The following is a 13,866-nucleotide window of genomic DNA, read 5'->3' on the forward strand; positions in this document are numbered from 1 at the left end:
AAGCAGAAAGGGGAAAAATGTATCAAACGATTTTATTTGACCTAGACGGTACCTTGACCAACTCAGAACTAGGGATTACCAACTCAGTGGCCTATGCCTTAGGAAAATATAGGATTCAAGTGCCAGACAAGAAGGCATTGAGAGTTTTTATCGGTCCGCCCTTGCAGGATTCTTTTGAGCGCTTTTATGGATTTTCTAAGGAAGAATGTTTAAAGGCCATTGACTACTATCATGAGTACTTTTCTGAAAAAGGCCTTTATGAAAATGAGGTCTATCCAGGCGTTCCTGACTTGCTAGCTTCTCTGAAGCAGGCTGGCAAACAGTTGATTGTAGCTACGTCAAAACCTGAAGAATTTTCCATTCAGATTCTCAAGCACTTTGGCTTGTATGATTATTTTGAATTTGTTGCTGGTGCGACCATGGATAGAAAACGTAGTAAAAAAAGCGATGTTATCCAGTATGCCTTAGAGCAAAATGGGATTACAGATTTGGCGCATACCATCATGATCGGAGACAGGGAGCATGATGTGCTTGGCGCTCAAGCGCAAAAGCTTGATTCTATCGGTGTTCTTTATGGCTTTGGTAGCAGGGAAGAATTGGAAGAAGCCGGAGCCACCTATATTGCCCAAGAAGTTGGAGAAATTGCTAAAATTATCAATACTCAGAGAGCTTAAGCTTTATTTAAGATAGGCCAGCTATACTAGAAGCATAAACAAAGACCTCCTAACTTTGTTTAAACCTCCTAAACTTTTTCATAATAATCTCCCAATAAGAGTCGCCCAATCGGCGGCTTTTTTGTGAGTCATAAGCTGCCTGTGGTATAATGAACAAAGAAACTAAAAGGAAGAGGGAAGAGATGGATTACACGATAGAGGAAAAAGAAATATTTATGAGGGAGGCGCTGAAGGAGGCGGAGATTGCCCTCGCCAATGATGAAATACCGATTGGCTGTGTTTTGGTCAAGGATGGTCGGATTATCGGACGCGGGCATAATGCGCGTGAGGAGCTGCAGCGGGCGGTCATGCATGCGGAAATCATGGCGATTGAGGAGGCCAATCAGCATGAAAATAGCTGGCGCCTGCTGGATACGACGCTTTTTGTCACGATTGAGCCCTGTGTCATGTGCAGTGGCGCCATCGGTCTGGCTCGGATTCCAAAGGTGATCTATGGAGCGAAAAACCAGAAATTCGGGGCTGGGGGCAGTCTCTACGATATCCTAACGGATGAGCGGTTGAATCATCGCGTAGAGGTTGAAAGCGGCCTTTTAGAAGAAGAATGTGCGGCGATTATGCAGAACTTTTTCAGAAATCGCAGGAAAAAGTAAAGAAAATTAGCCAAAAAAGAAAGTTTGTGTTATACTAATTAGTGGAGCAACAGTTCTGCGTGAAGCGGGTCAGGGGAGGAATCCAGCAGCCCTAAGCGATTTGAACTGTGTGCTCTTTTTCTATGTACCTTAGTGAATCAAGTCCAAAGGGTGCAGAAGAACTTAGATACATTGACGCAGTTTGAGCAAAGCGAGAACTACGTTCCGAAAACTACAAAATCAAGCCTATAGGACGCAGACGAATTTTAGAGCAATAGCTGGGAGTAGAACAGAACTTTTGTTCGTAGTTCCACCCCCGCAAGGCTAATTAGGCTTTCTTCCAAGCTTGAAAAGCGAAAGAATAGCCAATCAGCTACTGCGTTAAGTTGCTTGACTAATATTTAGTTAAGGTGGGAATACGTTAATCCTTGTAAACCGAATCAAGTCCAAAGGACGCTGAACCTCTCAACCTGCTCATGAAATTGAGAGCAGGAATTTTTTGGTAAAAATAGCAGATTGCGCAAACGATTGCGTTCGCTTCTAGTCAAGGATTTGCAAAATTGTAAAAATTTTAACAAAATATCAACTAAAAGCGTTTTCATTGAAGGAATTACTTGCTAAAAAAGTATGAAAGCGATATGATAGAGTGGAAGAAAAAATGGAGGAATATCATGTCACATATTAAATTTGATTATTCAAAAGTTTTGGACAAATTTGTTGCCCCACATGAAGTGGAATACATGCAATCACAAGTAACAGCAGCAGACGAATTGATCCGTAAAGGAACTGGTGCTGGTAGCGACTTTTTGGGTTGGTTGGACCTTCCTGAAAATTATGACCGCGAAGAATTTGACCGCATCTTGAAGGCTGCTGAGCAAATCAAGTCAGACAGCGATGTCTTGGTTGTGATCGGTATCGGTGGATCTTACCTTGGTGCCAAAGCAGCTATCGACTTCTTGAACCACCACTTTGCTAACTTGCAAACAAAAGAAGAACGCAAAGCTCCACAAATCCTTTACGCTGGAAACTCAATCTCATCTACTTACCTTGCTGACTTGGTAGAGTATGTAGCTGATAAAGACTTCTCAGTAAACGTGATTTCTAAATCAGGTACAACAACAGAACCAGCGATCGCTTTCCGTGTCTTCAAAGAACTCTTGGTTAAGAAATACGGTCAAGAAGAAGCCAACAAACGGATCTACGCTACAACTGACCGCCAAAAAGGTGCTGTTAAGGTCGAAGCAGATGCGAATGGTTGGGAAACATTTGTAGTTCCAGATGACATCGGTGGACGTTTCTCAGTCTTGACTGCAGTTGGTTTGCTTCCAATCGCTGCATCAGGAGCTGATATCAAGGCCCTCATGGAAGGTGCTAACGCAGCTCGTAAAGACTACACTTCAGATAAACTTTCAGAAAATGAAGCTTACCAATACGCAGCAGTTCGTAACATCCTTTATCGTAAAGGCTATGCAACTGAAATCTTGGTAAACTATGAGCCATCACTTCAATACTTCTCAGAATGGTGGAAACAATTGGCTGGTGAATCAGAAGGGAAAGACCAAAAAGGGATCTACCCAACTTCAGCTAACTTCTCAACTGACTTGCACTCATTGGGTCAATTTATCCAAGAGGGAACTCGTATCATGTTTGAAACAGTTGTCCGTGTTGACAAACCACGTAAGAACGTGATTATCCCTACTTTGGAAGAAGACCTTGACGGACTTGGTTACCTTCAAGGAAAAGACGTTGACTTTGTAAACAAAAAAGCGACTGACGGTGTCCTTCTTGCCCACACAGACGGTGATGTACCAAATATGTACGTGACTCTTCCAGAGCAAGATGCCTTCACTCTTGGCTACACTATCTACTTCTTCGAATTGGCCATCGCCCTTTCAGGTTACTTGAATGCTATCAACCCATTTGACCAACCAGGTGTTGAAGCCTACAAACGCAACATGTTTGCCCTTCTTGGTAAACCAGGATTTGAAGAATTGAGCAAAGAACTCAACGCACGTTTGTAATATAGAACGCAGCCTCCCTTTGGGGAGGTTTTTTGCTCTTTTAAAAATCAACTGTTACCATGCTTTATTAGCCAGCCTGCTATCTGGCTTTTTCCTTACTTGTCCACTCAGCGATGGTTTTCCTTTCCCTGATTATATGTTACAATCAGAGAAGATGCAGTAGCAATGTGATAGACTTTTATCTAGAAAGTTGAACTTGCTGCTATTTTGATGGATCTGGAAAAGCAGAGGACTAAGATTGAAAAGGAGTCCTGATGAAGTTATTATTGGCTGAAAAAGTGAAATAAAAATGGTCATATATAGTTGGTTTTGTGGGCACGGGCGAGAGTTCGTGCCTTTTTGCTTGTGTGCTTTCAAGCTAAGCCCGTTCAAAATATGATATACTGGAATAAAGTTATATTAGCATGACAAGTTTCAGGGTAGGCTATTGTCTTGAAACAGTTAAGTACACAAGGTAGAAATTCTGATAGTTTGCGTAGCTATTTGACTGGTATGGTTATAGAAAAGAGAATAGCAGCATTCAGCGAAGAGGCAGTGTGAACTGTTAATAAAGTCGTCTTTTCAATGATAGAAGAGTCAATAGATGAGGAGGAGTTATGGGAAAGAGAAATCTGGAAGCTTTGAGGCAGAAACATCAATCAAAATTCAAGAAGGCTCAAACGAAAAAGCCAGCAAATAGCCAACCATCCTTTCTATCCAAATGGAAAACCAAGGAAGACAAACATATCAAACCATCTGCTGGACTGAAAGAAGTGCAGGGAGGACCAAAAGAAAATCATCCTCGTCCATCTGTTTCGCCTCCATCAAAAGCGGCCTTTCTAATAGAGAGCTCAAGCAATGAGCCGTCTGCCGTCTTTTCGATAGAGGACAAAACCGGCTATGGGACTAAAATAAATTATCAAGACCAGCCGGTGTTTTCTGAGCAGTTGGAAGGAGCTCAGCAGGTAAAAGAGCCTCTGTCGCTTCTGTCACAGAATTTGTTGGAATTAAAGCAGAGAGAGCTGAAGCGTCTCATTTCTAGCTTAGAATCACTGAAAGCTAAAAAACAAAACCAAGTCCATCGTGGAAATCAAGCTAGCCAGCCGGTGTCAGGCCTTGTTGAATCAAAGCAGACAAAGCTTTCTCCGCGAATATCCTCTAATGAGCTTACTAGAGAGATAGATAAAGTAGAGTTTAAGAAGAAAAAACGAGGATTCTTTTCTAAGATATGGATGATGGTACTTTCTAGTTTGGGGATTTTGACTTTTTTGGCTAACGCTGGAAGAGCATGGCTAGAGATGGAAAAGGTAAAAGATAAAGAAAAGGCTGCAGATATTTCTCTTATGTTAGACTCATATAGAAAAGATCAAGACTTAAAATCTGATAATCGTCCAGAATGGATTGCTAAAAAAGAGGAGTATCAGTTTCATATTACCTATGATGATGTCACTTCTTTGTTCTCAGACTTCACTTCATCGGTTCCAAATCTGACCACGGTCGACGAGGTGGTTGCAAAGTTAGGGAAAGCTGAGTCTGGTAAAGAAATAGACCAAGATGCCCCAATCAAGACGATAGCCCTAGATTATTCACAAGCGGGGACGGAAGCGAAAGTCAGCCTCTCTTTTAAGAGCCATTTTGGTTCTTCTGAAACTCCTAAGTTGCAATCCCTAAAATGTGTTCATCTCAGTAGTGCGCATTTGCCAAACCGAAATGCTCAACTTACTCATCAAGAACTTACTGGTATAGAGAAAGGGAAGACCTATCAGGAGATTGTCAGTCAGTTGGGACTTCCAGAGCGCCTTGATTGGAATGGGAGAATCTTTGGCAATGCTACTTTATCGATTTATTACCGTTTAGAGGATGGGCAGGAAGTCGGTTTTTCTTTTGAAAATAATAAGTCTCAGAGCTATCAATTAACAGAGAGTTCGGGTCTGGGAAATGAAGCGGGAGATGCAGGCGCTCAGTAGCGCTTGCCTAGCAGGAGAATCAACCGTTTGTAGAAAGGGAATGAGCAATCAAGTATTTAGTTGATAGGTGAAAAGGTGAAAGATAGAAATTTAGAGGCATTGAGGCGGGAGCACAAATCCAAGTTTAAAGCTAGAAACACTTCGTCGGTCAAGAATCAGTGGGAACGGGGAGGAGCTGCCCTCGAAGAGACAAAGGAAGAATCAAGGAAAGAAAAGCTAGGAGAGAAGCAGTTTGGAGTCAAAACTGGTTGGAAATCGAAGAGGCTTAGAACAAGAAAGAAGGGGAATGTTAAGTTTCTAGTTGCTGCTTTGGCGAGTCTGGTCTTGCTATCATTAGTCTTTCTTTTGCTCTATCGTTTTCTTTCAAATATGGGCACTCATGACAGAAGTATTGACCAAATAAGCTGGGAATCGAGCCAAGAAAATATAGCTTCTGCTTACGTTGCAGACTCGTCTAGCGAATGGGAAGTTTCGGATCAAGAGGAGTCGGCATCGTCGGCTTCTAGTGCTGACAAGGAGCCAGAAAATATGACTTGGACTTTCGAGGATGTCCTAGCTCTGCACGTTTCTTCGCCTGGGCAAGGGGCGAGTGAGCAACTGTCTCCGACAGCAGAGGAAATTGCTGAACGATATGGAAAAGCAAGTTCGGGAAGTGTGGCCAAAGATGGAGAAGAAAAGGCTCTCTACCTTTTTTATCTCTCATCAGGTGGAGGGCAAATTGTCAAGCTCTATTTCAACCTTATCGGAGATCAGTATCGACTGAATACAATTCGAGGGGAAGGATTGCTTAGCCAGTCTCAATCAACTCATTCGGATTTATGGACTGAGGAAGATTTTCAGGATTTTACTGTGGATAAATCAGCACCAAGTAAAAATTTACAAGCAGTATTAGAACGATTTGGTGTGCCACAAGTTATCAATAAGTCGGCGGACTATAAGAATCAAACGACAGTTTACATCAAATATAAACTAAAAGATGGAAGATATCTCTATTTAGAGTTTGTCTTAAGTCCAACAGGTGACTATGAGTTGACTCGGAAGAGTGTCTATTGATAGGAAGTGCTTGGTGTTAGAGCTTGGCTTATTTAGCAGAAGTTGTTTTTAGCGGAAAGACAGGAATTACTAGAAAAGCAAGAGGAACTTAGGTTCCTTGGAGGAGATGAGGATGGGAAAAGGAAGAAAAGTCCAAAGAGATTGGGGAAAAAGGTCAAGTTTAGACCAAAAAAAGCAGAGAGCCTTCTCTCATGATGGCTCTCGAGAGTCGAGTTTTGAGTTTTCAAGTAAAGAAAAGCGGCGAACAGAGTCAACAGGCAAACCTAATGGCCAGTTTTTAGCAAAGTCTTGGCTATCACGTTATGCTTCACTCTTACTGATTGCCGCAGGTCTAGTGGGACTGATTAGCTTCTTGATGATGTATATGCGACCAACTTTTAAGTCAGAAGGAAATCAATCGGCTGTATCGTCTGTTAATACTGTTCCGACAGAATCAGAAAATAAGATAAAGCAGCTGACTGAGGCAGATTCTAATCTTGTTGACGAGAATCGACAAATAGACTTTCAAATAGAAGATATACTACAGATGGTAAAAACGATGAAAGAACCTAATGTGCTTCCACAGGATGTTGTCGAGAAGTATGGAAAAGCTAGTTCCGGTAGCATAGATAATCGCGTGGAAGATAGTCAACTGGTGCTGCTTTCATACAAGCTAACAGGAAGAAAAGGAGTTGTTAATATGCATCTTAGGAGTACTGGAGGAGGAATGGAGCTCTCTATGGTATCTGCCGATTTCCTCCAGAATGCTGAGGCATCGATTACGAAGACAGTTGATGATTATCGGTCGCTCATTCCCAAAAGTGATCGAGAAGGAATGGAAGTCAAGCAAGCCATAGAAGAACTGGGGATGCCTAAAACTATTTATGCTTTTAAACCAGTTAAGGGGGAAGTTGATTCAATTAGTCTAAGTTACTCAACCACAGACAATATGACTGTTTCTTTGTTTTTTTACGAAGTGAATGGGCTTTACCGTCTAAAAAGTATGATGACAAGCACAGTCTGAGAGCCTAGACTGGAGAGCGCAGATTTTTTTGGCATAGATAAGGATAGAAGAATGGGGAAAAAGAGATCTAGAAAAATTACGAAGGGAACATAAGGGAAAATTTAGCAGAACTAGGGCATCCTTAAAGCAAGAGTCTAAGGAAGGAGCTAGTTTGCTAGCTGAAACAAACCTCAAGGAAGGCACAAGACAAGAATCAAAGTCAACTTTTAAGAGAACCGCAAAGTTTAAACACAAATCACCATTTTTCAAGCTAGTGAGTGCTCTAGCCCTGATTGGCCTTGTTATCGGCCTACTTGTCTTAATCGGGAATTGGACCAATTCTTACAGAAAGAATACGTTTGTAAGAACAGAAGCAAAATATTCTTCTTCAAATGCCGAAGTTTTGGATTGGGAACCAAGGGATTTTATAAAGTATAAGATTGAAGAGGACGAGGATAAAAATATAACAGTATCCAATTTTGTTCGTCAACATGGTTTAGCTAAAAGCAGCGATGAAACGGTGATTGGCAAGAAGGATAAATTATTATCACTGATCTATGATTTGAAGGGAGGAGGCTTTGCCGTCCTTCAATTCTGGGATTTTGGTTCAGGTCTACATCTTACCAGCATGGCTTATAATATTTATCAAAATAGGGATTTGACAGGGGAACGGCTCTCCTTCTTTAAGGGAATGACGTCAGATGAAGAAAATGGTATCACCGATCTAGAAGTGATAGAACATTTGGGACGTCCCAACAACTACTACAAAGCAGTGGTGAAAGGATATTACAGTATGTCTATGGGCTATAGGGCAGAGGATAAAACTTTCTTCCATTTAAACTTTGTCAAGGGCAAGGATGGACAATTTCATCTGAATAAAGTTCAAGAGTCTAAATAGCATACTAGCTGCTAATAAAGTCACAACTGCATAGCCGAATTGTGTTATAATAGAGAAATAAAAGGGATAGGAGAGGGACTATCCTCTCCCAACAAAGAATAGAAAGAACAAAGAGGTGACGCCATGTCTGCTACGAAAATGAATGCTCAAGAAATCATCAAATTTATCGCTGATGCTAAGAAAAAAACTCCTGTCAAGGTAACCTTTGATGGAGAATTGCACGGAGCGATTCCTTGGTCTGTTGTGAAGTTAGGCAATGTTCTTTTTGGAGACTGGGAAGAAATCAAGCCGCTCCTAGTGAACTTAGAGGAAAATAAGACCTATGTTGTAGAGCAGGATGCCCGCAATTCAGCGGTGCCGCTTTTGGACAAGCGCGACATCAATGCCCGTATTGAGCCGGGCGCTATTATCCGTGACCAAGTCGAAATTGGTGATAATGCTGTCATCATGATGGGGGCAGTCATCAATATCGGTGCGGAGATTGGTGCGGGAACCATGATTGATATGGGTGCTATTCTGGGCGGACGAGCGATTGTCGGCAAAAACAGCCACGTCGGTGCTGGTGCGGTTCTAGCAGGAGTCATTGAGCCAGCTAGCGCTGAGCCAGTTCGGGTTGGAGACAATGTGCTGATTGGTGCCAATGCGGTTGTGATTGAAGGTGTACAAATTGGCAGTGGTTCCGTTGTTGCGGCTGGTGCGATTGTGACCCAAGATGTGCCAGAGAACGTAGTGGTTGCTGGTGTTCCGGCACGAGTTATCAAGACCATTGACGAGAAGACCCAGCAGAAGACAGCTCTGGAAGACGCTCTGCGTACTCTTTAATATTGGTTAAAAGATAGCCGCCCTTGAACTTCATCGGGGCGGTCTGACTCTTTGTTTGTACTGACAAGATTTTAAAGGAAAGAAACAATGCTTGATTATCTGAACATTCGACGTGATTTACACCAGATACCAGAAATCGGTCTGGAAGAATACAAGACCCATGCCTACCTGATGCAGGTCATTGATGAACTGACAGCAGGTCTAGACTTTGTGGAAATCCGAACTTGGCGGACTGGTATTTTGGTCTTTATCAAGGGAAGTTCGCCGGATAAGACGATTGGCTGGCGGACAGATATCGATGGCCTTCCGATTGTGGAGGAGACGGGTCTGGACTTTGCCAGTACTCATGAAGGTCGCATGCATGCCTGCGGACATGATATGCACATGACGGTGGCTCTAGGCCTGCTGGAGCAAGCGGTGAGCGCTCAGCCTATCCACAATCTGCTCTTTCTCTTTCAGCCTGCTGAGGAAAACGAAGCTGGCGGTATGCTCATGTATGAAGATGGTGCATTTGGCGACTGGCTGCCAGATGAATTTTACGGACTTCATGTGCGGCCGGATCTCAAAGTTGGTGATATTGCGACTAACAGAGGAACTCTCTTTGCTGGCACCTGTGAAGTCAAGCTGACCTTTAAGGGGAAGGGGGGGCATGCGGCTTTTCCTCATGAAGCCAATGATGCTTTGGTGGCGGCTAGCTACTTTATCACCCAGGTGCAGACCATTGTCAGCCGCAATGTCGATCCGATCGAGGGGGCGGTTGTAACCTTTGGTTCGCTCCATGCTGGCACGACCAACAATGTCATCGCAGAAACAGCCTTTTTGCATGGCACCATTCGGACTCTGACTCAGGAGATGAGCATCTTGACTCAGAAGCGCTTACGGGAAATAGCAGAGGGCATAGCCCAAAGTTTCGATCTGGAATTGGACTTGGAGCTTAAACAAGGTGGCTACCTACCTGTAGAAAATCATCCTGGCTTGGCAGACGAATTGATGGACTTTTTCCAGAAGGAAGAAGGAGTAGAGCTGATTGATATTGCGCCGGCTATGACAGGCGAGGACTTTGGCTATCTGCTCAGCAAGGTCAAGGGCGTCATGTTCTGGCTGGGAGTGGACAGCCCCTATGCCCTCCATCATCCCAAGATGACACCGGACGAGGCAGCACTGCCCTTTGCTATTGAAAAGATTGGGAAATTCCTAGATTATAAAATCAACGAAAGATAAAAAAGGTGGGGTGAGCCGCATGAAAAAAGAACTACGACAAACTGTACTAAAGCAAATGAAGAAACTGTCGGGAAAAGAAAAAGAGCAGGCAGATAACTGGCTGATCCAGCACTTGCTCAATTCAGCAGCTTATCAAAAAGCTCAGGTTATCGCTACCTATCTTTCCATGCCGCATGAAGTCTCAACTGCAGCCTTTATCGAGCAGGCTCAGTTGGATGGCAAGCGGGTTTTAGTGCCTAAGACCTATGGCCAGGGTCGGATGATATTTGTGGACTATGATGAAAGCCATCTGCAAAAAAGCTCTTTTGGTCTGCTGGAGCCAATAAGTGAAGAGGCTGTGGACAAGACAGAAATTGATCTGATTCATGTGCCAGGCGTGGTCTTCAGTTCTCAAGGCTTTCGGATTGGTTACGGCGGTGGCTACTATGATCGCTATCTGGCTGATTATACAGGAGCAAGCATCAGCACTATTTATGCAGTCCAACAGGCAGAATTTACACCAGCTCAACATGATGTTGCAGTAAAGGAGTTACTTATTTATGAAGCAAATCTTTGATAGAAACTATCCCGTGACAAGTATCTTGCTTATCCTGACGAGCCTTGTTTTTGTCTTGATGTTTCTTTCTTACGGTTTTCAATACAGCAGTTCCGAAGCCTTGTATCACTTTGGAGCCGTACATGGTTATACGATTCAAGCGCTGCCGGAGCAGTTTTGGCGGGTTTTTGCTGCTATTTTTATCCATATTGGTTTGGAGCATTTTGTGGTCAATATGCTGACGCTCTACTTTCTTGGTCGACAGATTGAGGCTATCTTTGGCTCTTGGAAATTCTTGATCCTATACCTGATGTCAGGCGTGATGGGGAATTTATTCGTGGTCTATTTTTCACCCAATAGCTTGGCAGCTGGGGCTTCTACTGCTCTTTTCGGCCTTTTTGCTTCCGTTGTCGTGCTTCGTTTTGCTACGCGAAACTACTATCTGCAGCAGCTGGGTCAGTCCTATATGAGCCTACTGGCTGTCAATCTGGTCATGAGTTTTTTACCGGGAATTAGCCTTGCAGGCCACTTGGGCGGTCTAGTTGGCGGAGCTTTAGGAGCTGTGATCTTACCAGTTTCGGGAGAGCGCTACGCTTTTAGCAAGTCTCAACGGTTTTTAGCATTGGCAGCCTACCTTGGATTAGCAGCTATTTTGATTTTTCTGACTTTTCAACGACCAATTTTTTGAGAAATGAATTCAATTACCGCTTTTTAAAGCGGTATTCCAAAATGTTGCCAACCTCTATCGTCAATTTTTCTTTTGCTGATAGAGGTTGATTACCATATAGTGAAAACTTTTAGAGATGTTGATGTGATATTATTTTTAAGAGTTTTTTTACTTTATCCAGCAAAAGAAAAAGATTGAAGAAATTGTCCAAAATGGACTTTTTCTTCAATCTAACATCTAGTAAATCTAGGTGTTTTTCTGTACGATGATAAAAGCTAACGCATTAGCTAATCTATTGCTTGTGCACTTCTATTATTTTTTCGTTTTCTTATCTAATTTTTTGCCTAAATCGATAATGTACTGTTTCAAATCGTCTTTGACTTGAGGGTGTTTGAGGGCATAATCGATAGAAGTTTTCATGAAGCCAAACTTGTCGCCGACATCATAGCGGTCGCCTTTGAATTCACGGGCAAAAACGCGCTGAGTTTTGTTGAGGGTATCGATAGCATCAGTCAGTTGAATTTCATTGCCCGCACCAGGAGTTTGTTTCTCCAAGATTTCAAAAATTTCTGGCGTTAGCAGGTAGCGTCCGATAATGGCCAAATCACTTGGTGCATCTTCTGGTGCTGGTTTTTCAACAAATTTTTCAACGCTGTAGAGGCCATTGACGCCTTCGCCTTGTGGTGCAATAACGCCGTAAGCAGAGACTTCTTCATGAGGAACCTGCATAACTGCGATTGTAGATGCGTGGGTTGCTGCATAGTCATCCATGAGTTGCTTGGTGAGTGGCACTGCCTTGTCATTGGTAATGTCCATCAAATCATCCCCCAGCATGACCACAAAAGGCTCATTTCCGACGAAGGCCTTGGCTTGAAGGACGGCGTCCCCGAGTCCACGCGGATGGCTCTGACGGATGAAATGCAAGCCAATACCAGTGGTCTCATCCACCAACTTGAGCAGGTCGTTCTTGCCCTTTTCTTTGAGGTTGTATTCTAGCTCAAAGTTGGAGTCAAAGTGGTCCTCGATGGAGCGTTTTGACTTCCCTGTGACAACCAAAATGTCTTTGATTCCAGATTTGAGAGCTTCTTCGACGATAAACTGAATAGTTGGTTTGTCAACGATCGGCAGCATTTCCTTGGCCAGTGCCTTAGTGGCTGGTAAGAAGCGGGTTCCGAGACCGGCTGCAGGGATGATTGCTTTTCTGACTTTTGACATAAATTTCTCCTTTATAAAAAATATTGTAAATTAAGACCACTCATTTTCAGCTTTGAATTCATTGCTCATCATATCATGAATGGCGTCTTTGATATCATGGCCGTCATAGATGACCTTGTAAATAGCTTGGGTAATTGGCATATAGACACCGAGCTCCTGAGCCAGTTCGTAGGCAGCCTTGGTCGTAGAGATTCCTTCGATAACCATGCCCATATTAGCTTCAATATCAGCTAATTTTTCGCCACGACCCAATGCATCGCCGGCCCGCCAGTTGCGAGAGTGGACAGAAGTTCCTGTGACGATTAAGTCACCGACACCAGAAAGACCGCTGTAAGTCAGAGGGCTGGCACCAAGCTTGACACCAAGCCGGGTAATTTCAGCCAGCCCGCGTGTGATGATGGCAGCTTTGGCATTGTCACCATAGCCCAGTCCGTGGAGAGCTCCAGCTCCGACTGCGATGATGTTTTTCAGAGCACCTGCTGTCTCCACTCCAACGACATCGGTATTGGTGTAGAGGCGGAAGTAATAGTTGCTGAAGAGCTCCTGTACATATTTAGCAGTTTCAAGGTCCTTAGATGCTGCGGTAATCAGGGTAATGTCGCGGACGATAGTTTCCTCAGCGTGGCTAGGACCTGAAACAACGACAATCTTGCTACGCAAGTCAGCAGGGATTTCTTCTTCCAGAATAGTCGAAATTCGTTTGTGGCTATTAGGCTCTAATCCCTTGGATGCATGCATGATTTTTACCTTGTGATCTAAGGTTTGCGCAACTTGTTGGGCTACCAGACGAGTCACCTTGGTCGGTACGACAAAAAGCACAGCATCTACGTTTTCTAGAGCATCGTTCAAGTCGTGATAAGCCTTAATTTCCTCGCTTAGAACAATATCTTTGAAATAGCGTTTATTTGTATGCTGGTGATTGATCTCGTCAATCTGCTCTGCAATATTGCCCCAAATCCGGACTTCATGGCCATTATCATTGAGGACTTGCGACAGAGCCGTTCCCCAAGAACCAGGACCAATCACAGCAATTCGTTGTTTATCCATCTTTTCTCCTTGTACGAGACCTATAAAAGGACTCAATCAATTTAGAGTTATTTATTATATTGTACCATATAATAACTGAAATTTCTTACTTGACATTGTTTTTATCTATGATATAGTAAGGAAGCTAAACAAAGTTAAAAATCTACGAGGAGGAAT

At 43.2% G+C, this 13,866-nt stretch carries 13 protein-coding genes and 1 other RNA gene; 12 read left to right on the forward strand and 2 right to left on the reverse strand.

The annotated features are described in order from the left end of the window. Positions 1-17 precede the first annotated feature (17 nt). From D8790_RS00730 to D8790_RS00785, 12 genes are all read left to right on the forward strand, one after another. Positions 18-674 (forward strand): HAD family hydrolase, encoded by a 657-nt coding sequence (locus D8790_RS00730; protein WP_125387228.1) that lies wholly within the window; start codon positions 18-20, stop codon positions 672-674. A gap of 182 nt (positions 675-856) precedes the next feature. Further along, positions 857-1,324, forward strand: a complete 468-nt coding sequence (tadA, locus tag D8790_RS00735) for a tRNA adenosine(34) deaminase TadA (protein WP_185761880.1) — start codon at positions 857-859, stop codon at positions 1,322-1,324. Between the two features lie 38 nt (positions 1,325-1,362). Beyond that, positions 1,363-1,448, forward strand: an RNA gene (ffs, locus tag D8790_RS00740) — signal recognition particle sRNA small type. A gap of 526 nt (positions 1,449-1,974) precedes the next feature. Further along, entirely contained in the window at positions 1,975-3,324 is a 1,350-nt protein-coding gene (locus D8790_RS00745; RefSeq protein ID WP_007519938.1) for a glucose-6-phosphate isomerase, read from the forward strand. A 596-nt stretch (positions 3,325-3,920) separates the two neighbouring features. Beyond that, positions 3,921-5,270 carry a hypothetical protein gene (locus D8790_RS00750; RefSeq protein ID WP_125387230.1) on the forward strand — a complete coding sequence of 450 codons (1,350 nt, stop codon included), beginning with the start codon at positions 3,921-3,923 and terminating at the stop codon, positions 5,268-5,270. 75 nt (positions 5,271-5,345) lie between these two features. Then, complete coding sequence (locus D8790_RS00755; RefSeq protein ID WP_260470250.1) at positions 5,346-6,323, forward strand: hypothetical protein; 978 nt, start codon at positions 5,346-5,348, stop codon at positions 6,321-6,323. Between the two features lie 112 nt (positions 6,324-6,435). Continuing rightward, on the forward strand, positions 6,436-7,326 hold the full coding sequence (locus D8790_RS00760) for a hypothetical protein (RefSeq protein ID WP_125387232.1): 891 nt from the start codon (positions 6,436-6,438) through the stop codon (positions 7,324-7,326). Between the two features lie 151 nt (positions 7,327-7,477). Then, on the forward strand, positions 7,478-8,203 hold the full coding sequence (locus D8790_RS00765; protein WP_260470251.1) for a hypothetical protein: 726 nt from the start codon (positions 7,478-7,480) through the stop codon (positions 8,201-8,203). A 123-nt stretch (positions 8,204-8,326) separates the two neighbouring features. Continuing rightward, positions 8,327-9,025 carry a 2,3,4,5-tetrahydropyridine-2,6-dicarboxylate N-acetyltransferase gene (gene dapD / locus D8790_RS00770; RefSeq protein WP_125387234.1) on the forward strand — a complete coding sequence of 233 codons (699 nt, stop codon included), beginning with the start codon at positions 8,327-8,329 and terminating at the stop codon, positions 9,023-9,025. 87 nt (positions 9,026-9,112) lie between these two features. Then, positions 9,113-10,246: an N-acetyldiaminopimelate deacetylase gene (locus D8790_RS00775; protein ID WP_125387235.1), complete on the forward strand. Its 1,134-nt coding sequence runs from the start codon at positions 9,113-9,115 to the stop codon at positions 10,244-10,246. Between the two features lie 19 nt (positions 10,247-10,265). Next, positions 10,266-10,802, forward strand: coding sequence for a 5-formyltetrahydrofolate cyclo-ligase (locus D8790_RS00780; RefSeq protein ID WP_125387236.1), 537 nt, complete (start codon positions 10,266-10,268; stop codon positions 10,800-10,802). Beyond that, positions 10,786-11,469, forward strand: coding sequence for a rhomboid family intramembrane serine protease (locus D8790_RS00785; RefSeq protein WP_125387237.1), 684 nt, complete (start codon positions 10,786-10,788; stop codon positions 11,467-11,469). The genes D8790_RS00780 and D8790_RS00785 overlap by 17 nt, the downstream gene beginning before the upstream one ends. A gap of 291 nt (positions 11,470-11,760) precedes the next feature. Here the strand turns inward: D8790_RS00785 and galU are convergent, their stop codons facing one another. Together galU and D8790_RS00795 are read right to left on the reverse strand one after the other, a co-directional pair. After that, positions 11,761-12,663 (reverse strand): UTP--glucose-1-phosphate uridylyltransferase GalU, encoded by a 903-nt coding sequence (galU, locus tag D8790_RS00790; RefSeq protein ID WP_125387238.1) that lies wholly within the window; start codon positions 12,661-12,663, stop codon positions 11,761-11,763. Positions 12,664-12,693: 30 nt separating this feature from the next. Beyond that, on the reverse strand, positions 12,694-13,710 hold the full coding sequence (locus D8790_RS00795; protein ID WP_125387239.1) for an NAD(P)H-dependent glycerol-3-phosphate dehydrogenase: 1,017 nt from the start codon (positions 13,708-13,710) through the stop codon (positions 12,694-12,696). Positions 13,711-13,866: the final 156 nt, after the last annotated feature.

Source organism: Streptococcus cristatus (assembly GCF_003943535.1).
In the GTDB taxonomy this organism is placed as follows: Bacteria; Bacillota; Bacilli; order Lactobacillales; family Streptococcaceae; genus Streptococcus; species Streptococcus cristatus_L.

Coding starts and splice junctions, on each gene's coding strand:
- D8790_RS00750 (WP_125387230.1), top strand. CDS start 3,921: ATGGGAAAGAGAAATCTGGAAGCTTTGAGGCAGAAACATCAATCAAAA.
- D8790_RS00785 (WP_125387237.1), top strand. CDS start 10,786: ATGAAGCAAATCTTTGATAGAAACTATCCCGTGACAAGTATCTTGCTT.
- D8790_RS00730 (WP_125387228.1), top strand. CDS start 18: ATGTATCAAACGATTTTATTTGACCTAGACGGTACCTTGACCAACTCA.
- D8790_RS00780 (WP_125387236.1), top strand. CDS start 10,266: ATGAAAAAAGAACTACGACAAACTGTACTAAAGCAAATGAAGAAACTG.
- galU (WP_125387238.1), bottom strand. CDS start 12,663: ATGTCAAAAGTCAGAAAAGCAATCATCCCTGCAGCCGGTCTCGGAACC.
- D8790_RS00775 (WP_125387235.1), top strand. CDS start 9,113: ATGCTTGATTATCTGAACATTCGACGTGATTTACACCAGATACCAGAA.
- dapD (WP_125387234.1), top strand. CDS start 8,327: ATGTCTGCTACGAAAATGAATGCTCAAGAAATCATCAAATTTATCGCT.
- tadA (WP_185761880.1), top strand. CDS start 857: ATGGATTACACGATAGAGGAAAAAGAAATATTTATGAGGGAGGCGCTG.
- D8790_RS00760 (WP_125387232.1), top strand. CDS start 6,436: ATGGGAAAAGGAAGAAAAGTCCAAAGAGATTGGGGAAAAAGGTCAAGT.
- D8790_RS00795 (WP_125387239.1), bottom strand. CDS start 13,710: ATGGATAAACAACGAATTGCTGTGATTGGTCCTGGTTCTTGGGGAACG.
- D8790_RS00745 (WP_007519938.1), top strand. CDS start 1,975: ATGTCACATATTAAATTTGATTATTCAAAAGTTTTGGACAAATTTGTT.